Below are 21,783 nucleotides of genomic sequence, written 5' to 3'. Positions count from 1 at the left end.
TCATGACGACAGGAACCGAAAATCACGATCATAACGATCTTGCATCGCTAAGTATCCGACGCCCTGTTCTGATCAGTGTGGTGTCCATGCTGATCATCCTGGCCGGTCTTGCCGCGATGCTCGGTGTCGAAATTCGCGAACTGCCCAATGTTGACCGCCCAACCATCACCGTGACGGCGGACTATGACGGGGCATCGCCGGAAACGGTCGATTCCGAAGTCACCGGGATCATCGAAAGTGCGGCATCGCGGGTCAGTGGCATCAAAGAAATCAGTTCGCAAAGCGAAGAGGCCAACGCCCGCATTCGCATCGAATTCTACCCCGATGTTGAAATCAACGATGCCGCCAGCGACATCCGCGAAGCCATCAGCCGTGCGGAACGCAGCCTGCCCGACGGGGTGGAAAACGTCCGCGTGGTCAAGGCCGATGCCGATGCCAGTGCGATCATGCGCATTGCTGTCGTCAGCAACAGCCTGACCGAGGAAGAACTCGCCAATATCGTCGAAGACCAGATCAGCCCGTCCTTGCTGTCTGTGCCCGGTGTGGCGGAAGTCGGGGTCAACGGGGATCGCGAACGCGTTTTGCATGTGCGCATCGACCCGCTCCGCATGGCAAGTTACGGCCTGTCGGTTCAGGATGTGGCTGACCTTCTGCGTACCGCCCAGTTTGATATTCCCGCCGGCAGTTTCGAATCATCCGATCAGAAACTGTTTGTCCGTGCCGATGCATCCGTTTGGGAAGTCGACAGACTGAACCAGATGCTGGTGCGCGACGGTGTCCAGATGGGCGATGTTGCCGATATTTATTATGGCCCGGATGATGCAACATCCTATGTGCGACTGAACGGGCGCACGGTGATCGGGCTGAGTATTACCCGTCAGGCGCAATCCAACACGATTGCGATTTCCAATGGCGTGCGCGATGTCGTTGAACGCCTTAACGATCAATATGACGACCTTGATGTTTTCGTGAACTCCGATGATGCGGTCTTTATCGAAGGCGCGCTTTGGGAAGTGATCTTTAGCCTCGGTCTTGCCATCGCGATTGTGATCGGGGTGCTTTATCTGTTCCTCAGATCCTTTACCGCGACGCTTATTCCGACCATCACCATTCCGATTGCCCTGATCGGCACGGTTGCCGCCATCTGGGCGATGGGCTTTTCGATCAACATCCTGACCCTTCTTGCACTTGTTCTCGCAACCGGCATGATTGTCGATGACGCGATTGTTGTGCTGGAAAATATTCAGCGCCGCCGTCATCAGGGGCTGGGCTCGATGGCCGCCGCAGTGCTTGGCTCGCGCCAGGTGTTCTTTGCCGTGATCGCCACCACGCTAACCCTGATTTCGGTGTTCGTTCCGATTTCCTTCCTGCCAAGTACGGCTGGCCGTCTGTTCCGCGAGTTCGGTTTTGTGCTGGCCTTTGCGGTGGTGGTGTCATCCTTTGTCGCACTGTCGCTGTGTCCGATGCTGGCATCGCGCCTGAAACATATCGATCCACATGATGGTAAGGCCGATGATGCCCCCAACATGCTGGAGCGTTTCGGCTTCTTCTGCGCCGGGATTTATCGCCGCATTCTCGAAGCCGCCCTTGGCAGCCCGATCATTACCGTGATGATTTGTGTCGTTGCCGGTGGGCTTGCCTTCGGTGTCTATACCAACGTGACGCAGGAATTGCTGCCCGATGAGGATCGCGGACGTATTCTTGTTTCCATGCGCGGCCCGGACGGGGTCGGCATCGACTATATGGACCGTCAGGTCGAGGCAGTTGAAGACATCCTGCGCCCGGTGGTCGAAGCAGGTGATGCCTATAACATCTACACCATTGTCGGCCTGTGGGATCCGAACCGCGCCCTTGTGATTGCCCCGCTGAAACCGTGGGAAGAACGGAGCCGCTCGCAGCAGGAAATTACCGCGTCGATACGTGGGGATCTGAATGCCCTGCCGGGTGTGCAGGCCTATGTCTGGCAGCCTAACAGTCTCGGCTTGCGCGGTGGCACGGGCGAGGGACTAGAATTTGCCCTGACCGGGACAAGCTATCGCACGCTGGCCGAAAATGCCCGCGCCATGCAGCAGGAGATCGAGGCAAACTATCCCGGCCTCACCGGCCTTCGGGTATCCTATCAAACCACCCAGCCGCAGCTTTTGGTCAATATTGATCGCAAGCGCGCCTTTGATCTCGGCATCCCGATCGAAGAACTTGATACCACGCTGCGTGCGATGATCGAAGGATACGAAGTCACCGAAATCAATGTCGATGACCAGAACGTCCCGATCAAGCTGCGCAGTGCGCTGGGCAGCATCAATGACCCGTCGGACCTCGAAAACCTGTTCGTCACCGGCACCAATGGCCGCATCCTGCCATTATCCTCTGTCATCACCTTGACCGAGGAAGCCGTCGCCTCCGAACTTGAACGCGAAGGGCAACAACGTGCTGTGACCATTTCAGCCAACCTCGCACCGGGCTATACCCTGGCTGAGGCGGTCGCGGATGTGAACACGGTCGGTGATCAGTTGCTGCCACCCGGTGTCGGCATCCTGTTCCTGGGTAATGCGGCGGCCCTTGGCGAAACCGCCAACGACGTGCAGATCACCTTCCTGATTGCCGTTCTTGTCGTGTTGCTGGTTCTGGCCGCCCAGTTCGAAAGCTTTACCTCCGCCCTTGTCGTGGTTTTGACCGTGCCGTTTGGTCTGGCGGCGGCGATCTATGCGCTGGCGCTGAGTGGCACCTCGATCAATATCTACAGCCAGATCGGGTTGGTGATGTTGGTCGGGCTGATGGCCAAGAACGGGATTCTGGTTGTCGAATTTGCCGATCAGTTGCGTGATGCCGGGAAATCCGTGCGTGATGCCGTGCATGATGCCGCCATGGTGCGTTTGCGCCCGATCATGATGACAATGATTTCTACCGTTCTGGGCGGCTTGCCGCTTGTCCTTGGCACTGGTGCCGGGGCAGAGGCGCGTGCGGCCATTGGCTGGGTGGTGTTTGGTGGACTTGGCTTTGCCACGGTCTTTACATTGTTCCTGACCCCGGTGCTGTATCTGTTGCTGGCGCCCTTGGTGTCGGCCCGTGCCGATGGCGGCAAGAAACTGCAATCGCAACTGCGCGCCGCCGAAGCCATTCCCGATCATGGCGAGGCAGCATCACATGTCGCGGCGGAGCCCGGAAGTGGCGGTCTTCAAGGAAGTGCGAAATAATATGAATAATCCTCACATTTCTGCGATTTCGGGAATTGCCCTTCTGGTCGCGCTGGTCGGGTGTCAGTCTGTCGGGCCGGATTATACCGCGCCGAAATTCGATCTTGTCGGCGCCTACACCCCGGAAATCCCGGTAATTGCCGCCAATCAAAGCAAACAGGACCGCTGGTGGGAAAGCACCACCGACCCGGTTTTAAATGGTCTGATTAATGAAGGGGTCGAAAACAATATTGATCTTCAGATCGCAATCAGTCGCATCCGTGCGGCTGCGGCGACTGCACGTGGCGTTGCCGGGGCGAATGGGCCACAGGTCGGCGCGTCGGTGGATGGTTCGGCCAGCCGATCGACCTCCAGCCGCGCCAGTGGCGATCAGGTGACCGATATGGGCTATGGTGCGGGCATTGATTTGTCCTGGACCGCCGATATCTGGGGCGGTCAGACGCGCGAGGAAGAAGTCGCTGAGGCCGATTATCTTCAACAGGTTTACCTGCGCGAAGACGTCTATCGCACCATGATTGCCGACATCATCCGCAACTATATCGAACTGCGCGGGGCGCAGCGGCGTCTTGCCCTTTTGCGGGACTCGCTTGATCTGCAACGCCAGACCAGCAACATCGTGCAGGTCCGTTTGCAAACCGGCCTGGGTTCCGAGCTTGATCTTTCTCGGGCACGCGCCGAGGTCGCCGATCTTGAGGCGACGGTTCCGATCCTGCAGACCACGATTGACCGGTCGATCAACGCGATTTCCATTCTGGTTGGTGCACAGCCGGGCACCCATCGTGATCTGTTGCTGGATGCATCGCCACTGCCCGAATTTCAAAGCAGCCCGCCAATTGGCATTCCGGCCGATTTGCTCCGCCGTCGGCCAGATGTGCGCGCGGCCGAGCTGGCGCTGATTTCCGCGACCTCGCAAATCGGGGTGGAAACCGCAACGCTGTATCCGGAATTGACCCTTGATGGGTCGCTTGCCCTTGGGGTGACCGGTTATGGTACAGGCCCGATTGTCCGCACCGCGATGGCGGCCATCGGGGCATTGATCGATGCGACGCTTTATGATGGCGGCGAACGGCGTGCGAATATCACGGTGGCCGAGGAAGAGGCTGAACAGGCCTTCCTGACCTATCGTCAGACGCTTCTGACCGCGATTGAGGAAGTCGAAAGTGCGATTTACGGCTATGTCGGGGCGGTTGCACAGCGCGATTCCCTGATCGCATCGGTGCAATATCACCGCGATGCCTTTGAACAGTCCCGCGTGCGCTACGTACAGGGCCTGTCGGACTTTCTTGATGTGCTCGATTCCCAGCGCAGTCTGACCACATCCCTGCAATCATTGGCCGATTCCGAAACCGATCTGGAACTTGAAACCATCAATCTCTATAGCGCGGCGGGACTGAGTGTCGAGGATGTTGAACGTTATGCCAACGAGGCCGGTGTGACGTTGGTAAACGGCTAGAACCTGTTGCGGCAAAGCACATATCAGCAAACTGTGGCTTGAGTTTCGCCGCCGTTCATCCTAGGTCTTTGGCAATCTGTATTCCGGGGAAAACCATGACCGGCGATCTGTTTGCCAATGAACCACCACGCAACCTTTTGCCCTTTGATGGCGAAGTGTTGTTGCTGCGTGACATCATGGATGCTGATGAAGCCGACAAGACCTTTGCCCGGCTTCAAAGCAACATTGTCTGGCAACAGGAAATTGCCAAACTCCATGGCAAGGAAATCCCGGTCCCGCGCCTGACCGCCTGGTATGGCGAAGTCGCCTATCGCTATAGCGGGGTGTACCACCCGGCAAGCCCGTTCCCCTCTATTGTTGCCCCGTTACGCACCTTGGCCGAAGAACTGGCAGGGGCGTCGTTTAACACCGTGCTGCTCAACCAGTATCGTGACGGGCGCGATAGCGTTTCCTGGCATGCCGATGATGAGGAAGTTCTGGGCGAAAACCCGGTGATTGCCAGCCTGACCTTCGGGCAGGAACGCCGGTTTCATTTCCGCCACAAGAAAACCGGTGATCGCCTCAGCATTGATTTGCCGCATAACTCGGCCCTGATCATGTCAGGCGCGACCCAGCATTGCTGGCTGCATCAATTGCCCAAAACGGCGCGTCAGGTCGGGCCGCGGATCAACCTGACCTTCCGCAATACCCGCCCCGAAAGCCGATAAACGATCGTATCCTGACGTGGCAATGCGTTCTGGTAGTATCGTGCTGGTTCTGGCTATAGTGTCGGCAATTCAACTGGGTAAAGATCACACACGACAGTTTCGGGGATAAGGCACGCATGGCAAAACGCGTAAAACTTCTGGATGTCGCCAAGGCTGCCGGGGTTTCGCAGGGGACAGCCTCCAATGCGTTTGGCAAGCCTGATCTGGTCCGCCCGGAAGTCCGCGAACGCATCTTCGAAGCCGCGCGCGAACTGGGTTATCGCGGGCCACATGTCATGGCGCGCATGCTCCGCACCGGCAAGGCGGGTGCGCTGGGTGTCGTATTTCCCGATAATCTTGAATATGCCTTTACTGATCCGGTGGCGATTGAGCTGCTGCGCGGGATCGGGCGCGAATGCGCCCGCCACGGTGTCAATGTCATGATCATTTCGGCCGACAACCCCGAACAAGCGATTGCCGCGGTCAATAATGCCGCGGTCGATGCCTTTCTGGTGCATTGCTATTCCGATAATAACGACATCATCGCTGCCATCCAGCGCCGCAATCAGCCCTTGATCAGCATTGATACAGATATTGCCGGTGCGGCGGGCACCGTGGTGCTTGATGACTTCGCGGCGGCGAAAAATGCGGCCCGGCATCTGCTTGAATGCGGGGCCTCGAAATTCGCCATTCTGTCGCTGCAGGCAACCGAGCACGATCATTTCGGCCCGATGAGCCCCAACCGTCTGGGGGCAGCCAGCCACCGGGTGGTGCGCGAACGGCTGGCGGGCTATCACGCGGCGCTTGAGGCCGCCGGAATTGCCGCAAGTGATGTTGTGCATATCGAATGCGACAACCAGTCCGAACAAAGTGCGCAAATGACGACAGAGCTCCTCGCAGACCATCCCGAAATCAACGGCATTCTCGCCATGTCGGACGTGATTGCCATCGGCGCAATTGACGCCGCGCGTGCCGTCGGGCGCAACGTGCCGGGCGATCTCAAGGTCATTGGTATTGACGGTATTGTCGCTGGCGAACGCACCGACCCGCCACTCACGACCATGCATCAGGATTCGGTGGAAAAAGGCCGGCTTGCCGCCGAAATGGCGCTATCGGATGAACCGGGCAAAACCATCACCCTGCAAACCAGCCTGTTGCTGCGCGGGTCTACTCAGGCCCCCAACTAGGCGAGCTCAGCATAGCGATAACAATCCGTCGTGTGGTCCATCACGATCCCGGTGGCCTGCAGGAAGGAATAGATGATCGTGGTGCCGACAAACTTCATGCCGCGTTTTTTCAGATCCTTGGAAATCTTGTCGCTGAGGTCGGTCGAAACCGGAACGTCCGACATGCGCTTCCAGTGATTGATCACCGGCATTCCTCCTACAAATGACCAGATGTAGGAATCGAAGCTTCCGAACTCTTTCTGGATGGCGATGAATGTTTGCGCATTTTGAATAGACGCCGCGACTTTTAATTTATTTCGAATAATCCCCGGATCGTCCAGAAGGGCTTCCTGCTTGGCCGCGTCATAGGCCGCGACCTTGTTCACATCGAAATTGTCATAAGCCGCGCGATAGGTATCCCGCCGTGCCAGAATGGTCAGCCAACTCAGGCCCGCCTGCGCACCTTCAAGGATCAGCATTTCAAAGAAATGTCGGTCATCATGCACCGGCACACCCCATTCCGTGTCGTGATAATCGACATAGAACGGCTTGTCGGCATGGCTCAGGGCCCAGCCGCAGCGCGGGTGGTGCTGATGATCAGTGTTTGGCATGTGTCTTCCTCCTTGAATGCCCGCATTCTGGCCGTGGAGCATGCAAACCCGCAAGCTGTAATCGGGGTGCGCCTGACATCTCCTGACAGTTTCTGGCAGGCGTTTTGGCAAGCCGGTTGGTGAGCATGATCACAAAGCGATGAAAACTTCCCCTCATTTGCGGCAAAATCAACGCTGTGTGCTTGCGTTGGGGGCAATTGCCGACTAGGTTTTGCTGCGTGCAAACATCTTTCCGGGCCCAAAGCATCCGTGCGCCCGGCGATTGTAAGGAGCGGCGATGCTGGCGATTTTTTGGCTTATTGACACTGTGGTGGGGATCTACATTTTCATGCTGATTGCATCTGCAATCCTGTCATGGCTTGTGGCGTTCAACGTGATCAATACCAGCAACCGGTTTGTTTATTTGGTTGGTGATTTCCTCTATCGGGTTACCGAACCGGTATTGCGCCCGATCCGGCGGATCATGCCCGATCTTGGCGGCATCGATATTTCGCCGATCATCCTGATCCTGATTTTGCAGTTCGCCAACATGCTGATCCAGACCGATGTCCGGATGGCGCTTGTCGGATATTGATGTCTCATTTCGCCTAGTAAAATGTCTCATTTAGACAATGTCTGATCACGCGCCCGTGTTACGGTCCGAGCCATCAGGGGTTCGGCTGTTTGTTCGGTTAACACCAAAGGCATCGTGCAATGCTATTGGCGATGTGGTGGCCGACGCTGACGGGCAGCAGTGGCTTAAGGTATCGGTGACGGCGGTGCCGGAAAACGGCAAGGCCAATCAGGCGCTGATAAAACTTTTGGCAAAAGCGGCCAAATGTCCTAAATCGTCGGTCAGGATTGTTTCCGGGCAAACTGATCGCACCAAAACGCTGCTGATCGACGGAAATCCCGAAGAGCTGATGGCGAAAATATCCCAACTCACGGGGCGGACAGACATATGAGTGACGCGAAAATCATAGACGGCAAGGCATTCGCAGCCAAACTGCGCACCGACATCACAGCCGAAGTATCGAAACTTAAAACCGAACATGGCGTAACACCGGGTCTGGCCGTCATTCTGGTCGGCGAAGACCCCGCCAGTCAGGTCTATGTCCGCAACAAGGGCAAACAAACCCTTGAATGCGGCATGAATTCCTATGAGCACAAGCTTCCGGCGGAAACCAGCGAAGAAGACCTGCTGGCGCTGATCGCCAAGCTGAATGCCGATGAAAATGTCCATGGCATCCTGTGTCAGCTTCCGGTGCCCAAGCACATTAACGAGCAGGCCATTCTGGCCGCCATCGACCCGGCCAAGGATGTTGATGGCTTCCACGTTGTGAATGCCGGCGCACTGGCAACGGGTGGCGAAGGTTTCGCGCCCTGCACGCCGTATGGCTGCCTGATGTTGCTTAAAGATACCCTTGGGGATCTGTCGGGCAAGCGTGCGGTCGTGGTTGGCCGTTCGAACATCGTTGGCAAGCCGATGGCGCAGCTTCTGTTGAAGGAAAGCTGCACGGTCACGATCGCGCATTCGCGTACCCGTGATCTGCCTGAGGAAGTCCGCCGTGCCGATATCGTGGTTGCCGCCGTTGGCCGCCCGAACATGATCAAGGGTGACTGGATCGCCCCGGGTGCCACCGTGATTGATGTTGGCATCAACCGCGTTGAAGGTGCTGAAGGCAAAATGAAGCTGGTCGGCGATGTCGAATTTGAAACCGCCTCCAAGGTGGCCGGTGCCATCACCCCGGTTCCGGGCGGTGTCGGCCCGATGACCATCGCGTGTCTTCTGAACAACACCCTGATTTCGGCTTGCCGTGCGAATGGCCTTGAAGTGCCGAACCTTGGTTTTGATAGCTAAGCGACAGGCATCAGCGAAATTACAAAGGGCAGCCATCGGCTGCCCTTTTGTTTTTAAACCAGGCTATTTGTCGGTGATGGCAGCATTGTATCGATTTCGTGCGGTCGGGCGTTCGACGATCACGAGAGCCACACCGGCAATCACAACAGCACCACCGATCAGCGACATTCGCGTGAGCTCCTCATCAAGCCATAAAACCCCGCCAAGGATTGTCGTAACAGGCACCAGCAACAAAAACGGACTGACAAACGCCACGGGGTATTTTCCAATCAGGTGATACCAGATGCCGATACCGCCAACAGTCATCGCGATGCCAAGATAGATAACGGTCACCCAGATCGTCGGCGCGGCATTAAGGATCAAGTCGATATGATCCTTTTCGAAAAATGCAGAGATCAAAAGCAATTGTGGGGACGCAAAGGCCGATATCCATGCCAGATTGCGCAATCCACCTGTTTCCCCAAGTTTGCGGATTTTAATTTGCCCGACAGCCCATGTCAGGATGCTTCCAAGTACCCATGCAACCGCGATGATATTGGTTCGAACCTGCGGGTCACCGGCGATCAGAACGATTCCGGAAAATGCGATCATGGTCCCGATGGCTTTTCTGTAGCCTGGCATTTCTCCAAGCATGATGGCACCGAGCATAATCAAAACCGGTGCTTCCAGTTGAACCAGAAGAATGGTTGTCGATGCATCAAGGTCCTTAAGGCCGACATAGATCATGGCATAAGGCACCGTAATCGCCAGAACCGAAATGAGCACGATAGTGCGCATCTGGCCGTATGGCGGTTTGACAAACCAGATCAATACGATGGCTGCGACGCCAAAGCGAAATGCCGCCAAGAGGATGGGCGGGAAGTAGTCGAGGGCGGACTTCGCCAGAACCCAACCCATGCCAAAGATAGCCGACATCAGGGTCGCCAGAAGCAGATGTTTATGTTTCACTTTTAAGTTCAGTTAAGTTGTCATTGTTCAGGGTGTATCATCTGATCCAATGTTCTTAGGTAAGATTGCCAAAAGCCAATCATTTGAAATGTGAAATGAATTCAGAAAAACTAAAGTCTGGCGTGTCTGGCTGGTTGCCGTCGCTTAAATCCATCCGCGCACTGGAAACAGTTGCCCGACACGGGAGCTTTCAACTGGCCGCAGAAGAGCTCGGTGTCAGCCCCGCTGCTGTTCATCAGTTGGTGCGCGGTTTGGAGGACGTGATTGGTCAGGATCTGGTCATTCGGGAGGGTCGAAACATTGCCATTACCCAAGCCGCCGAGGCGGGTTTGGCCGAGCTTCATATCGCATTTCAAAATCTTAGCGTCGGGATGCGCAAAATACGGGAGTATGACGGACGGCGACAATTGAGAATTTCGGTTGATCCGTCTTTCGCGCAGGCATGGCTTGTTGGGCGTCTTGGCCGCTTTCAGGCGCGCAATCCCGATATTGATATTCTGTTGGATTCCACAACGCGCTTTGCCGATATGGCGCATGGTCATGCCGATGTCGCGTTGCGTTATACAAACGAAGTTCGGGGCGATCTGAAATCCGTCAGATTTTTTGAAGACGAAACCATTGCCGTCTGCAGTCCGTCACTGATCCCCGGCAGGCAGCGTCCGCTTGATATCGCACTGCTTGCCGAGTTTCCTTTGTTGCATTTTGATTGGACGCAATCGCCGCAAATTCAGGTCAGTTGGCAGCGCTGGTTGCAGCTTGTCGGTGGACCGGCATTGACGCTTGGCAGCGGTGTACGGTTCAATGATTACAATGCTGTGGTTCAGGCCGCAATTGCCGGGCAAGGCATCGCCTTGGTGGGCAGGCCGCTGGTAACCGAGGCCTTGGCATCTGGTATCCTTGTTGAGCCTTTTGAGCGCAGTTACCGCAATGGATATGGCTACTTTGCAGTCAGCTCCCCTGAGGGTGACGGGGGTGACGATAGCTATGCCGAACAATTCGTTTCATGGGTCGTTGATGAAAGCCAAACTGACAAACTAAAGTGGCCAAACCCATAGAAGCATCGGCACGCCAACTGCAACCACGATGATTTCAATCGGCATGCCGAGGCGCCAGTAGTCGCTGAAGCGGAAGCCGCCGGGGCCGAGGATGAGGGTGTTGTTCTGATGGCCGATGGGGGTGAGGAAGGCGCAGGATGCGCCGATGGCAACCGCCATCAGGAACGGGTCGGAGCTGGCATCGAGTTGGGCGGCACTGCCTATCGCAATCGGGCACATGACGGCGGCGGTTGCGGCATTGTTCATGAAATCCGAGAGCGTCATGGTGACAATAAGGATCAGGGCAAGGGCAACTGGCGCGCTTCCTTGTGCGACGGTATCGAGCAGGAAGCGCGCAATCAGATCGGCACTGCCAGTACTTTCCATGGCATTGGCGACCGGGATCAGCGCGGCCAGCAACACAACCACCGGCCAGTCGACCGCATCATAAAGGGTGCGCGGCGAGACCACACCCACCAGCAAAGTGGCAAGCACGCCAAGTGCAAACGAAATGGCGGCAGGCAGGATGCCAAAGGCCGCAAGCGCAATCGCAACGGCCATGATGGCGGTAGCCTTAAGGGCCTGTGTCTTGTCGCCAAGGTTGAGCGACCGTTCGGCAAGCGGCGCGCAGCCCAGGCGATTGCCAAATTCGTTAATGGCCGCAGGCGTGCCTTGCATCAAAAGCACGTCCCCGGCCTGCATTTTCATGGTGCGCAAGCGTGACATCGAACGGTGTCCCTGACGGGACAGGGCCAGCAAGTTGATGCCATAGCGGCTGCGGATGCGGATATCGGCCGCAGATCGCCCGATGAAGGAGGCGTTCGGCAGGACCACGACCTCGATCAGGGAGATATCGTCTGACTGAAGGGCCGTTTTCTTTGTATCAGAGTCCTTTTTCTCCGATTTGGAGGCGTCTTCCTTTTCGGCGTCAGCCTTTGGTGCGTCACCGGATTTTTCGGCTGCCTTTTGCGCCTTTTGCGCGCGGACCTGTTCCTTGGCCTCTTCCTTTTGTTCGGCGTTGGCTTCTTCGCTGCGCAGTTCGGCTTCCAGGGTCAGCTCAAGGCCAGACAGGGCACTTGCCAGTCCTTCGGGTTCGGCTTCGATCAACAGGATGTCGTCCTGTTGCAGTTCGCGATAGGGGCTTGGTGCCGGAATGCGGCGTTCGTTGCGGATCAGGCCGATCACCTGCGCGTCCGACTTTTCAAGCTCGTCATTGATGTCGCGCATGAACATGCCGATGGCCTTGCTGCCCTCGGTGATGCGGGCCTCGGTCAAATAGGACCCGGTCTCGAACCCTTCTGCACCGGCACGTTGGCGGGTCGGCACCAGAAAGCGGCCCAGCAGAATGACAAATAGCAGTCCGGCAAGGGCGATGGCAACGCCGACCGGGCTGTAATCAAACATCGAAAATCCTGCCCCGTTTACCTCGGCCCGAAAGCCCGAAACGATCAGGTTGGGGGGCGTGCCGATAAGCGTCGTCATGCCGCCAAGGATCGAGCCAAAGGCAAGCGGCATCAGGATTTTGCCTGGTGGCAAGTCCTGTTTGTTGGCGATCTGAAGGGCAATCGGCATCAAAAGGGCCAGTGCCCCGACATTGTTCATGAAGGCTGACAGGATGGCGGCCAGAAGGCTGAGAGCTGCCATGGTGACAAACGGCCCGGCCGATTGCGGCAGGACAGTGCGCGAAAGGGTATCAACCGCCCCCGACCTTTGCAGGGCGGAAGACAGGATCAGGATACAGGCGACCGTGATCACGGCCGGATGGCCAAATCCGACAAAGGCCCCGTCGGTCGGAACCAAACCCAGAACCACACAAACCAGAAGGGATGCCATCGCCACCATATCATGGCGCCAGCGCCCCCATAAAAACAGCACAACGGTGCCAAGCAGCACGGCCAGAATCATGATTTGCGGGGTGCTCATTCGGGCTGTCCTGTTTGTTGGGGCGCTTTTGTCGCGATCAGGATTGAAGCCTATGAGGGCGGCGATGCGCGGTCAAGTTCGTCCGTGCGAACGACGGCAAAATCATCCTGCCAGAATTGTCAGGAGCGTGTGTTAGCATGCACCTGTTTTTATTCGATTTTCCAAGTGTGTCCTGATGCCGATTGACAGTGCTGCCACCCCGTCCCCGACCGTTTCGATATCTGCCAAACAGGCGCGTAACCTGGCACTTGTCGGGCAGGGCTTTGCCGCCAATCCCGACCGGGATGTGACCAAGCGCCAGATCCTTAAAACCATCCGGGCGACCAATATGTTGCAGGTCGACAGTGTCAATGTCCTGACACGGGCGCATTACATGCCGATCTTTTCGCGGTTGGGCGTTTATGACCCGAAGATGCTTGATGAAATGGTCTGGGGGACGGCGCGCCAGCGCAAGCTGTTTGAATATTGGGGCCACGAAGCATCGATGATCCCGGTTGAGGATTATCCGCTTTATCGTTGGCGGATGCGTGATGCCGAACAGGGCATGGGCACATGGGGACGGATCGCGCGGGTTCAGCGCGAACAACCCGATCTGATTGACAACATCCTGCGCCATATTGACCAAGAGGGCGCGGTCGCGGCCAGTTCGCTTGAGACTGAGGGGCGTAGCAGCGAGAAATGGTGGGGTTGGTCGAATACCAAAACCGCGATGGAATATCTGTTCTGGAGCGGGCAGGTGATGGCGCGCAAACGGCGCAGCAGTTTTGAGCGCGAATATGATTTGCCGCATCGGATCATTGGCGACGCGGCACACGAACCCGACCGGGATCGACAGGATGCAATGTGCGATCTGATCTGTCAGGGGATTGCCGCCATGGGGGTCGCCGCCGAGATAGATCTGCGCAAATATTTCCGTCTGCCAACCGATGAAACCAAGGCCTGTCTGCCGCGACTGGTCGAAGAGGGCCGGTTGTTGCAGGCCGACGTCGAAGGCTGGAAACAGGCAGGCTATCTGTGCCCGAAGGTCAATCCGCGGTCACGTGCCAAGCCGACATGCCTGATGGTGCCGTTTGATCCGGTGATGTGGGAACGCGATCGGGTGGAGCGGATATTTGGCTTTAACTACCGGATCGAGATTTATGTTCCGGCCGAGAAACGCCAATACGGCTATTACGTTTTGCCATTCATGTTAAACGGCGAATTTGTTGCCCGGGTGGATTTGAAATCAGATCGGCAGGCCGGGGTGCTTAGGGTGCAGAGTGCGCATCTTGAAGACCATGCGGGGGCCGGCGATGTTGCCGGGCCGTTGATGGAAAATCTGCAACGCTTGGCCGTCTTTCTGGGACTGGGCGGGGTCGAGGTGATGCCCGCCAATGACTTTTCAAAGTATCTTGCCAGTGTGCCCATAAGGTAAACGGGGCGCAGGTCCCACATCCGCGCCCCGTTTATCCGTCGAACTGGCTGACCACAAAAGCTTCAGGACAATGTGGTCATATTGTTTCACCTGGCCTTACCAGCAGGTGTAACCCCCATCTGCCAGAACGATGGACCCGGTCATCAGGCTGGAAGCATCAGAGGCAAGGAACAGCACAACCGATCCGATTTCCTCGGTCAGGCCCAGACGGGCCATCGGGGTGCCGTTGATCCATGCGTCATACATTTCCGGCTTGGATTTTACGAATTCATTGAGCGGGGTTGCGATATAGGTCGGTGCGACGGCATTGACGCGTACACCACGGTTGCCCCATTCGGCCGCCAGCGACTTGGTCAGGTGGTGGACCGCTGCCTTGGAGGCATTGTAATAGGCCTGTTCCTGCGGCTTATTGACGATGAAGCCAGACATGGAACCGACATTGACGATGACGCCGTTTTTCTTTTCAAGCATCTGCTTGCCGAATTCACGGCAGCACCAGAAGGTGCCGTTCAGGTTGACGTCAATGACATTAAGCCAATGTTCATCGGTGACGGTTTCCGCCGGGGTTTCCGAACGTGCGATACCGGCATTGTTGACCAGGATATCAACGCCGCCCTGCTTGGCCATCTTTTCGGCACTTGCACGGACCTGATCGGTGTTGGTGACATCCATGATGTCGATATCAGCCGAGTAACCTTTGGATTTCAGGTAATCTCGGCCTTCTTCGGCAACACCTTCGCTGATGTCACCGATGATGACATGGGCGCCGGCCTCTGCCAGAGCTTCGCAGCAGGACAGGCCGATGGCACGACCGCCGCCAGTGACATAGGCCCGACGGCCCGTAAGATCGAACTTTTTCAGATACATTTTGGACTCACAAGTGGCTAGGTTGGTAAGACGGGATCGCAATGTTTGTGGGACATCGCGATCCGGTTTTTGCACGTATCAGGATTTGGCCAGCGCCAGCCCTTGGGCATCAAAGCGATGGATGCGATCCTGTTCCGGGGTCAGGAAAATCTTGTCATGTTCGCCAAGCGGGATTTCCCCGGTGGCACGGACCGTCATCGGACCGAGACCGTCGGCTTCGACATGAAGATATGTTTCGGCACCAAGGTGTTCGGCGATCTTGACGGTTGCCGGGATTTCACCCTTTTCGGTGCTGACCGCGAAGTGTTCCGGGCGAATGCCGATTTCGTGGCAATCGTATTTTTTGGCAAGCTCCCCGCCCAGGAAGTTCATTTTCGGTGACCCGATAAAGCCCGCGACAAACTTGTTTGTCGGGTTGTTGTAAAGTTCCATCGGCTTGCCGACCTGTTCAACACGGCCCGCCTGAAGGACCACGATCTTGTCGGCCATGGTCATGGCTTCGACCTGATCGTGGGTCACATAGATCATGGTGGTTTTCAGTTCCTGATGCAGACCGGTGATTTCGAGCCGCATGTTCACACGCAGCGCCGCATCAAGGTTGGAAAGCGGTTCGTCAAATAGGAAGGCCGCCGGGTTACGGACAATCGCACGGCCAATGGCAACACGTTGACGTTGACCACCCGATAGTGCGCCCGGACGACGTTCAAGATAGTCGGTCAGGTTCAGGATCTTGGCCGCAGACTGGACTTTCTCTTCGATAACTTCCTTGCTTTCACCGGCCATTTTCAGGCCAAAGGCAATGTTGTTATAGACCGTCATATGCGGGTAAAGCGCATAGGACTGAAAGACCATGGACAGGCCGCGTTTGGCCGGGGCCTCGTTGGCGACATCGGTTCCGTTGATCAGGATTTTGCCATCGGTGACGTCTTCAAGGCCTGCAATCAGTCGCAGAAGCGTTGATTTGCCACAGCCCGACGGACCGACGAAAACCACGAATTCACCGTCATTGATATCAAGATCGACACCGGGAATAACATCGAGTGTGCCGAAGGTTTTCTTGACTTTTTCCAGTCGGATAGCACCCATTTTGGTGTTCCTTCTTTCCAGATTGCTATCAGGCTGCGGTTACTTGACCGCGCCGAATGTCAGACCACGAACCAGCTGTTTCTGAGAGAACCAGCCAATCACGAGAATTGGGGCAACCGCGAGCGTCGATGCGGCTGAAAGCTTCGCCCAGAACAGGCCCTCTGGGCTTGAATAAGACGCGATGAAAGCTGTCAGCGGGGCTGCATCGGACGTTGTTAGGTTGAGCGTCCAGAAGGCTTCGTTCCATGCCAGAATGATGTTGAGCAGCATGGTCGATGCGATGCCGGGAACTGCCATGGGCAACAGCACAAAGATGATTTCCTTGGGCAGGGTTGCGCCATCCATGCGGGCCGCTTCGAGGATGTCGGTCGGGATTTCCTTGAAATAGGTGTAGAGCATCCAGACCATGATCGGCAGGTTCATCAAGAACAGAACCATGATCAGACCAAAGCGGGTATCAAGCAGTCCCCAATCGCGGAACACCAGATAGATCGGGACCAGAACGCCGACCGGCGGCATCATCTTGGTCGACAGCATCCACAGAAGGGCGTCCTTGGTCCGCTTGGTCGGGTTAAACGCCATTGCCCATGCGCAGGTCACGGCAAAGACCAGACCGACCAGGGTGGAGCCGACCGCGAGGATCACCGAGTTCATGGCGAACTTGAAGTAGTTCGAGCGTTGCTGGACCTCGGCATAGTTTTCCAGTGTCCAGTCGAACGAGATGAAGCTCGGCGGGATGGACACCGCTTCGAGTTCGGTCTTGAAGCTGGTCAGCACCATCCAGAAGATCGGGAAGAAGATCAGAAGACCCACGATCCACGCGAAGACCGAGAAGCTGACATAGCCAAGGGGTGTTTGTTTGCTTTCCATGTCGTGCCCCTATTTGTCCAGGTTCTTGCCGATGAGGCGGATCAGGAAGATCGCCACGATATTGGCCAGAATGACCGCGACAATGCCGCCGGCAGATGCGCCACCAACATCGAACTGCAACAGCGCCTGCGTATAAACAAGGAAGGCGATGTTGGTCGTTGCCAGGCCCGGGCCACCACCAGTGGTGACAAAGATCTCGGCAAAGACGGTAAGCAGGAAGATGGTTTCGATCAGAACGACCACCGTGATCGCACGGCTAAGGTGCGGCAGGGTGATATAGAAGAAGATCGCGACCGGACCGGCACCGTCCATCTGGGCGGCTTCTTTTTGATCGCGGTCAAGCGATTGCAGGGCAGTCAACAGGATCAAAACGGCAAAGGGCAACCATTGCCAGGACACCATGATGATGATCGAGGTCAGCGGTGCATTGGTGAACCAGTCAATCGCGGGCAGCCCGAACAGGCTGGCGATCCAGGCAAACATGCCTGACACCGGATCCATCAAAAGGTTCTTCCAGACCAACGCATTCACAGTTGGCATGATGAAGAACGGTGCAATCACCAGCAGGCGCAAGACACCGCGCCCGAAGATCGGCTGATCAAGCATCAGACCCAGAAGGATGCCACCCACCACCGTGATGACCAGAACAGACCCGACCAGCAAAAGAGTGTTGGTAAGGGACGCGAAGAATGCGGGATCTGTCAGGAAGAATTCGTAGTTAAGTGTACCGATCCACTCTTCCATTCCCGGCGACAACAGGTTGTAGCGCAGGAAGGAGAAGTAAATCGTCATGCCCAGCGGGACGGCCATCCACAAGAACAGGACGATGATCGACGGTGCGGACATGATACGCCCGGTAAGGGTCGAGGCCCGTGTCGACATGATGTGCTCCCCGAAATTGTCGTTTCGATCCGTGACTTTAAGGGAAAAAAAGGGTGGTGTGTTTTGCAACCACCACCCAAGTTTCTCTCAGGTCAAGGAGGTTCAGACCGGATATCGCATCAAGGGCAGAAGTCCGGTCTGGGTAGTGTATCAGTAGTAACCAGCCTTGCGCATGGTGCGATCAGTGCTGGACTGAGCGGCCGAAAGGGCCTCTTCAACACTCATCTGACCTGCAAGGGCTGCGGAGAACTGCTGACCGACCGTGGTGCCGATACCCTGGAATTCAGGGATTGCAGCGAACTGAACACCAACATACGGCTTCGGTTCCAGGGTCGAGTTGATCGGGTCTGCGCTGTCGATCGCCAGAAGGGTCTCGTCTGCGAACGGTGCCGCTTCAAGATATTTCGGGTTCTGATAAAGCGACATACGGGTGCCCGGCGGTACGTTTGCCCAACCTTCTTTGGAGGCAACCAGTTCCAGATAGGCTTTCGAGGTCGCCCAGGAGATGAACTTCTGAGCAGCTTCTACTTTCTGGGAACCCATCGGAATGCCAAGGTTCCAAGCCCAGAGCCAGTTGGCGCCGGTGCAGGTGACAGCGCACGGAGCTTCGGTGAAGCCGACCTTGTCTGCAACTTTGGATTCTTTGGGGTTGGTCACGAAGGATGCCGCAACGGTGGCATCAATCCACATGCCGCACTTGCCGGAGTTGAACAGCGAAAGGTTTTCGTTAAAGCCGTTCGAGGTCGCACCGGGAGGACCGTAGTTACCAAGTACGTTGGTATACATGTCGAGTGCATTTTTCCACTCGGCACTGTCGAAGGTCGGGTTCCAGTTCTCGTCGAACAGGCGTGCACCAAAGGCATTGCCCATGGTGGTGATCAGCGCCATGTTTTCACCCCAGCCGGCCTTGCCACGCAGGCAGATGCCATAGACACCTTCGTCAGGCTTGTGGAGTTTCTTGGCGATTTCAAGGGTCTGGTCCCAGGTCAGGCGACCGTTGATTTCGATACCGGCAGCTTCGAACAGGTCGGTGCGGTACATCATCATCGAGCTTTCGCCGTAGAACGGTGCAGCATAAAGCTGGCCATCGTTGGAAACGGCAGAGCGGATCGCAGGCATCAGGTCATCGACGTCATAGTCGGAACCAAGATTATCAAGCGGTGCGAGCCAGCCTTTTTCAGCCCAGATCGGCACTTCGTAGGTACCAATGGTCATGACGTCATACTGACCGCCTTTGGTGGCGATGTCAGTGGTAACGCGCTGACGCAGGGTGTTTTCCTCGAGCGTGACCCACTCAAGGGAAATGTCAGGATTCTTGGAGGTGAAATCATCCGTCAGCTTCTGCATGCGGATCATGTCACCGTTGTTGACGGTAGCGATGGTCAGTTTCGTTTCGGCATTGGCGTGTGCAACACCGCCTGCCAGCAGCGCACAAAGCGCTACTCCCATTACGCGTTTCATATTTCCTCCCAAAGGACTATTTACCCGCTGAGCAACTTCGGTTGCCCACATTGATCATTTGTTCAGGTAATGAGCATTCACTCAATTTCGCTATTGCTTGTCAAACAAAATCGTTTTTGCGGCGCACAAAGAAACGCCCTGCCGATATGGGTGGCAGGGCGCAGAACTATTTGCTGTGTGGGTGAAAAATGCCGCGTGCTAGCGCAGCAAACTTTCCGCAGTGGCTTCGTCGGTAATCAGCGTTGAAATCAGTTGGCCACGCATTGCACCGCGAATCGCGGCAACCTTTTTCGCACCCTTGGCGACTGCAATGGTGTTGGTTGCGGGCTGGACAGCCGGCGCGCTGGTGACACAGTGATTGACCGGATGATCGAGGATATTGCCGTCCTGATCAAACGACCAACTGATCACTTCGCCGATGCCGCCACTTTCGCGCAGCGACACCAGCTCGTCTTTCGAGATAAAGCCGTCAATATGCAGCGGTGCATCATCGCCCAGATGCCCGACCCCGATAAAGCGGATGTCGGCTTCGCGCGCGAGTTTGAGGATATTGTCCATCGGGGGCTGTTGCTGCATGCGTTCGCGCATCTGCGGATCGGCAATGATCACCGGGATGGGCAACGGGTAATGCGGCGCACGGGTGCGGTCGGCAAGATCCGTCACCGCGTCATAGAAACTGGCCGCCCCGTCATGGGCAATGGTGCCGACCAGGGAGACGATCTTGTGATGATAGGCATCAATACGCCCGATTTCATCGACCATGGCGCGCATGGCACGGCCGGTACCAAGTGCGATGATCTTTGGTTCGGTGGAATGCAGCGCACGTTCGAGATAGTTTGCCGCCGCCTGCGCCATGCCAAACATCGCATCGGGTGCCGCCGGATCGGTTGGCACCACATCGCAACCGGCAATGCCATAGGTCTCGCAGATCGCCTTGCCCAGTTCCATGCAACGCGCAATCGGGTGATCAAGGCGAACCTTTACCAGCCCCTCGCTGACGGCTGCAGACACCAGACGCTGTGCGGTCGGGCGTGACACGCCAAGCTTCTGGGCGATTTCATCTTGCGTGTTGCCAGCACAGTAATAAAGCCAGCCAGCGCGGGCTGCTTCATCGAGGCGTGCCGCTTCCTTGCGGGTGCGTTTGACCATCTCATTCCCCGGACTTTTTGATCTGTTGCCAAAAGGCGAACAGGTATTTTTTGATTTTGAAAATTTGTCTTCTTTTTCCCTAGCGCCTTTTGGCGGCCCTGACCAGTACGAACCGTTTTACGGGATGTCAGAACCTTGAACGGCTTCTTTCGTTGAACTGCTTATGTTGATGTTTCGCGCGGAACACCGAATTCACCGGCAAGGCTTGCAAGCTCGTCATGGAACAGGTTCATCAGGTCCATCTTTGCTGATGCCATACGCTGTACAACCCCGATCTGGCGATAAACTTGCGGATCACCAAATGGCCGGATCAGAAGATTTTCATTATGCTCCTGAACGGCAATGTGGGGCACAACCGTGGCGCCAAGCCCGGCAACAACACATTCGACAATGGCACTGATTGTATCGATCTCCGCGGTGTCGGTTGTAACGATCCCCATCTTTGAGAGTTCCAGATCAATCAGATGGGCCAGCGGAACATTGGCGCGAAATCGTACGAACGGAAGTGTTTCAAGGATTTCGCGAGCATCCATATCGGGCGTGCCAAGAGGGGCGATCACGATAAGCGGTTCGCGAATAAACGGTCGCCAGACCATACCTTGCGGAATACCAAGATGTTCGGCAACGATCGCCATATCCAGACGCCCGGCCTGAACATCGCTGATCATGGAACTCGACAAACCGACACGCAAATTGATGCGGAAATCGGGATAGGTCGAGCGCAGCGAAACGATGGCCTTTGGCAAAAGCCCAATGGTACTGGTGCGCACCGATCCGATGCTGAGCGTTCCGCTTTTGCGTTCACCGTGCAGGGCACTTCGCGTTTCTTCAACAGTGCGCAATACGGAATGCGCGGTTTCAAGCAATTGGAGGCCATGTGCATTCAGCGTCGGTGGGCGTGTGTCACGGTTAAACAGACTGACACCCATTTCCTGTTCGAGCGCCTGCATTTGCTGGCTGACAGCCGATGGCGTGAGGTGGACGATTTCGGCAGCGCGGGCAAAGGTACCTTGTTCTGAAACGGCGACCAATGTCTTTAGTTGTCGAGTATCCATAAATTGCACCAGATTTTCTTAATTTATGCGGAAATATTATTCGCTGTAATATAAAAAATCTATTGTTAATCTTCCCTAACGCCGAAAAGGCAAAACAAACAAGAATCAAATTAGGGAAGAAACATGCAGGGTGACCTCTATCCA

The 21,783-nt window shown here is 56.2% G+C and carries 19 protein-coding genes; 9 read left to right on the top strand and 10 right to left on the bottom strand.

Features of this window, described 5'->3' with window-relative positions; translation table 11 throughout:
• Positions 1-2 precede the first annotated feature (2 nt).
• The 4 genes from AUQ41_RS15620 (at position 3) to AUQ41_RS15605 (ending at position 6,520) form a co-directional block, all read left to right on the top strand.
• Complete coding sequence (locus AUQ41_RS15620; RefSeq protein WP_063089215.1) at positions 3-3,194, top strand: efflux RND transporter permease subunit; 3,192 nt, start codon at positions 3-5, stop codon at positions 3,192-3,194.
• Position 3,195: 1 nt separating this feature from the next.
• Positions 3,196-4,647 carry an efflux transporter outer membrane subunit gene (locus AUQ41_RS15615; RefSeq protein ID WP_063089214.1) on the top strand — a complete coding sequence of 484 codons (1,452 nt, stop codon included), beginning with the start codon at positions 3,196-3,198 and terminating at the stop codon, positions 4,645-4,647.
• A gap of 95 nt (positions 4,648-4,742) precedes the next feature.
• Positions 4,743-5,354: an alpha-ketoglutarate-dependent dioxygenase AlkB gene (locus tag AUQ41_RS15610; protein WP_063089213.1), complete on the top strand. Its 612-nt coding sequence runs from the start codon at positions 4,743-4,745 to the stop codon at positions 5,352-5,354.
• 116 nt (positions 5,355-5,470) lie between these two features.
• Complete coding sequence (locus AUQ41_RS15605) at positions 5,471-6,520, top strand: LacI family DNA-binding transcriptional regulator (RefSeq protein WP_063089212.1); 1,050 nt, start codon at positions 5,471-5,473, stop codon at positions 6,518-6,520.
• On the opposite strand, the gene AUQ41_RS15600 is transcribed toward AUQ41_RS15605, so the two are convergent.
• Positions 6,517-7,110: a DNA-3-methyladenine glycosylase I gene (locus AUQ41_RS15600; protein ID WP_063089211.1), complete on the bottom strand. Its 594-nt coding sequence runs from the start codon at positions 7,108-7,110 to the stop codon at positions 6,517-6,519. The two genes, AUQ41_RS15605 and AUQ41_RS15600, sit on opposite strands and share 4 nt — an antisense overlap.
• A 277-nt stretch (positions 7,111-7,387) precedes the next feature.
• Between AUQ41_RS15600 and AUQ41_RS15595 the strand changes: the two genes are divergently transcribed.
• The 3 genes from AUQ41_RS15595 to folD are packed head-to-tail and all read left to right on the top strand — an operon-like array spanning position 7,388 to position 8,950.
• Positions 7,388-7,684: a YggT family protein gene (locus AUQ41_RS15595; protein ID WP_008889791.1), complete on the top strand. Its 297-nt coding sequence runs from the start codon at positions 7,388-7,390 to the stop codon at positions 7,682-7,684.
• A 37-nt stretch (positions 7,685-7,721) separates the two neighbouring features.
• Positions 7,722-8,054 carry a DUF167 family protein gene (locus AUQ41_RS15590; protein WP_063089210.1) on the top strand — a complete coding sequence of 111 codons (333 nt, stop codon included), beginning with the start codon at positions 7,722-7,724 and terminating at the stop codon, positions 8,052-8,054.
• On the top strand, positions 8,051-8,950 hold the full coding sequence (gene folD, locus AUQ41_RS15585) for a bifunctional methylenetetrahydrofolate dehydrogenase/methenyltetrahydrofolate cyclohydrolase FolD (protein ID WP_063089209.1): 900 nt from the start codon (positions 8,051-8,053) through the stop codon (positions 8,948-8,950). The genes AUQ41_RS15590 and folD overlap by 4 nt, the downstream gene beginning before the upstream one ends.
• A 63-nt stretch (positions 8,951-9,013) precedes the next feature.
• Here the strand turns inward: folD and AUQ41_RS15580 are convergent, their stop codons facing one another.
• Positions 9,014-9,898 carry a DMT family transporter gene (locus tag AUQ41_RS15580; RefSeq protein ID WP_063089208.1) on the bottom strand — a complete coding sequence of 295 codons (885 nt, stop codon included), beginning with the start codon at positions 9,896-9,898 and terminating at the stop codon, positions 9,014-9,016.
• Between the two features lie 95 nt (positions 9,899-9,993).
• On the opposite strand from AUQ41_RS15580, the gene AUQ41_RS15575 reads away from it, so the two are divergent.
• The gene (locus tag AUQ41_RS15575; protein ID WP_083952861.1) at positions 9,994-10,953 is read left to right on the top strand and encodes a LysR substrate-binding domain-containing protein; all 960 of its coding nucleotides are present in this window, start codon (positions 9,994-9,996) and stop codon (positions 10,951-10,953) included.
• Here AUQ41_RS15575 and AUQ41_RS15570 read toward each other — a convergent pair.
• On the bottom strand, positions 10,933-12,855 hold the full coding sequence (locus tag AUQ41_RS15570) for an SLC13 family permease (protein WP_063089206.1): 1,923 nt from the start codon (positions 12,853-12,855) through the stop codon (positions 10,933-10,935). The two genes, AUQ41_RS15575 and AUQ41_RS15570, sit on opposite strands and share 21 nt — an antisense overlap.
• A gap of 175 nt (positions 12,856-13,030) precedes the next feature.
• Between AUQ41_RS15570 and AUQ41_RS15565 the strand changes: the two genes are divergently transcribed.
• On the top strand, positions 13,031-14,269 hold the full coding sequence (locus AUQ41_RS15565; RefSeq protein WP_063089205.1) for a winged helix-turn-helix domain-containing protein: 1,239 nt from the start codon (positions 13,031-13,033) through the stop codon (positions 14,267-14,269).
• 96 nt (positions 14,270-14,365) lie between these two features.
• Here AUQ41_RS15565 and AUQ41_RS15560 read toward each other — a convergent pair whose 3' ends face one another.
• The 7 genes from AUQ41_RS15560 to AUQ41_RS15530 form a co-directional block, all read right to left on the bottom strand.
• A complete protein-coding gene (locus tag AUQ41_RS15560; RefSeq protein WP_008889797.1) occupies positions 14,366-15,136 on the bottom strand; it encodes an SDR family NAD(P)-dependent oxidoreductase in 771 nt (256 codons plus the stop codon).
• Positions 15,137-15,214: 78 nt separating this feature from the next.
• Positions 15,215-16,222 (bottom strand): ABC transporter ATP-binding protein, encoded by a 1,008-nt coding sequence (locus tag AUQ41_RS15555; RefSeq protein WP_063089204.1) that lies wholly within the window; start codon positions 16,220-16,222, stop codon positions 15,215-15,217.
• Positions 16,223-16,261: 39 nt separating this feature from the next.
• On the bottom strand, positions 16,262-17,092 hold the full coding sequence (locus AUQ41_RS15550) for a carbohydrate ABC transporter permease (protein ID WP_008889799.1): 831 nt from the start codon (positions 17,090-17,092) through the stop codon (positions 16,262-16,264).
• Between the two features lie 9 nt (positions 17,093-17,101).
• Positions 17,102-17,974: a carbohydrate ABC transporter permease gene (locus AUQ41_RS15545; protein WP_008889800.1), complete on the bottom strand. Its 873-nt coding sequence runs from the start codon at positions 17,972-17,974 to the stop codon at positions 17,102-17,104.
• Positions 17,975-18,124: 150 nt separating this feature from the next.
• On the bottom strand, positions 18,125-19,435 hold the full coding sequence (locus tag AUQ41_RS15540) for a sugar ABC transporter substrate-binding protein (protein WP_040823061.1): 1,311 nt from the start codon (positions 19,433-19,435) through the stop codon (positions 18,125-18,127).
• 198 nt (positions 19,436-19,633) lie between these two features.
• Positions 19,634-20,584 (bottom strand): sugar-binding transcriptional regulator, encoded by a 951-nt coding sequence (locus AUQ41_RS15535; RefSeq protein WP_063089203.1) that lies wholly within the window; start codon positions 20,582-20,584, stop codon positions 19,634-19,636.
• 161 nt (positions 20,585-20,745) lie between these two features.
• Positions 20,746-21,639 carry a LysR substrate-binding domain-containing protein gene (locus AUQ41_RS15530; RefSeq protein WP_063089202.1) on the bottom strand — a complete coding sequence of 298 codons (894 nt, stop codon included), beginning with the start codon at positions 21,637-21,639 and terminating at the stop codon, positions 20,746-20,748.
• Positions 21,640-21,783 lie beyond the last annotated feature (144 nt).

Origin of the sequence: Thalassospira sp. MCCC 1A02898, from assembly GCF_001618185.1 — a bacterium.
Taxonomy (GTDB): Bacteria; Pseudomonadota; Alphaproteobacteria; order Rhodospirillales; family Thalassospiraceae; genus Thalassospira; species Thalassospira tepidiphila.
This window is presented reverse-complemented; position numbering and strand designations above follow the sequence as displayed.

Excerpts from the sequence above, each read along its gene's own strand:
- AUQ41_RS15620 (WP_063089215.1), top strand. The coding sequence starts at position 3 with ATGACGACAGGAACCGAAAATCACGATCATAACGATCTTGCATCGCTA.
- AUQ41_RS15615 (WP_063089214.1), top strand. The coding sequence starts at position 3,196 with ATGAATAATCCTCACATTTCTGCGATTTCGGGAATTGCCCTTCTGGTC.
- AUQ41_RS15610 (WP_063089213.1), top strand. The coding sequence starts at position 4,743 with ATGACCGGCGATCTGTTTGCCAATGAACCACCACGCAACCTTTTGCCC.
- AUQ41_RS15605 (WP_063089212.1), top strand. The coding sequence starts at position 5,471 with ATGGCAAAACGCGTAAAACTTCTGGATGTCGCCAAGGCTGCCGGGGTT.
- AUQ41_RS15600 (WP_063089211.1), bottom strand. The coding sequence starts at position 7,110 with ATGCCAAACACTGATCATCAGCACCACCCGCGCTGCGGCTGGGCCCTG.
- AUQ41_RS15595 (WP_008889791.1), top strand. The coding sequence starts at position 7,388 with ATGCTGGCGATTTTTTGGCTTATTGACACTGTGGTGGGGATCTACATT.
- AUQ41_RS15590 (WP_063089210.1), top strand. The coding sequence starts at position 7,722 with ATGTCTGATCACGCGCCCGTGTTACGGTCCGAGCCATCAGGGGTTCGG.
- folD (WP_063089209.1), top strand. The coding sequence starts at position 8,051 with ATGAGTGACGCGAAAATCATAGACGGCAAGGCATTCGCAGCCAAACTG.
- AUQ41_RS15575 (WP_083952861.1), top strand. The coding sequence starts at position 9,994 with ATGAATTCAGAAAAACTAAAGTCTGGCGTGTCTGGCTGGTTGCCGTCG.
- AUQ41_RS15570 (WP_063089206.1), bottom strand. The coding sequence starts at position 12,855 with ATGAGCACCCCGCAAATCATGATTCTGGCCGTGCTGCTTGGCACCGTT.
- AUQ41_RS15565 (WP_063089205.1), top strand. The coding sequence starts at position 13,031 with ATGCCGATTGACAGTGCTGCCACCCCGTCCCCGACCGTTTCGATATCT.
- AUQ41_RS15560 (WP_008889797.1), bottom strand. The coding sequence starts at position 15,136 with ATGTATCTGAAAAAGTTCGATCTTACGGGCCGTCGGGCCTATGTCACT.
- AUQ41_RS15555 (WP_063089204.1), bottom strand. The coding sequence starts at position 16,222 with ATGGGTGCTATCCGACTGGAAAAAGTCAAGAAAACCTTCGGCACACTC.
- AUQ41_RS15550 (WP_008889799.1), bottom strand. The coding sequence starts at position 17,092 with ATGGAAAGCAAACAAACACCCCTTGGCTATGTCAGCTTCTCGGTCTTC.
- AUQ41_RS15545 (WP_008889800.1), bottom strand. The coding sequence starts at position 17,974 with ATGTCGACACGGGCCTCGACCCTTACCGGGCGTATCATGTCCGCACCG.
- AUQ41_RS15540 (WP_040823061.1), bottom strand. The coding sequence starts at position 19,435 with ATGAAACGCGTAATGGGAGTAGCGCTTTGTGCGCTGCTGGCAGGCGGT.
- AUQ41_RS15535 (WP_063089203.1), bottom strand. The coding sequence starts at position 20,584 with ATGGTCAAACGCACCCGCAAGGAAGCGGCACGCCTCGATGAAGCAGCC.
- AUQ41_RS15530 (WP_063089202.1), bottom strand. The coding sequence starts at position 21,639 with ATGGATACTCGACAACTAAAGACATTGGTCGCCGTTTCAGAACAAGGT.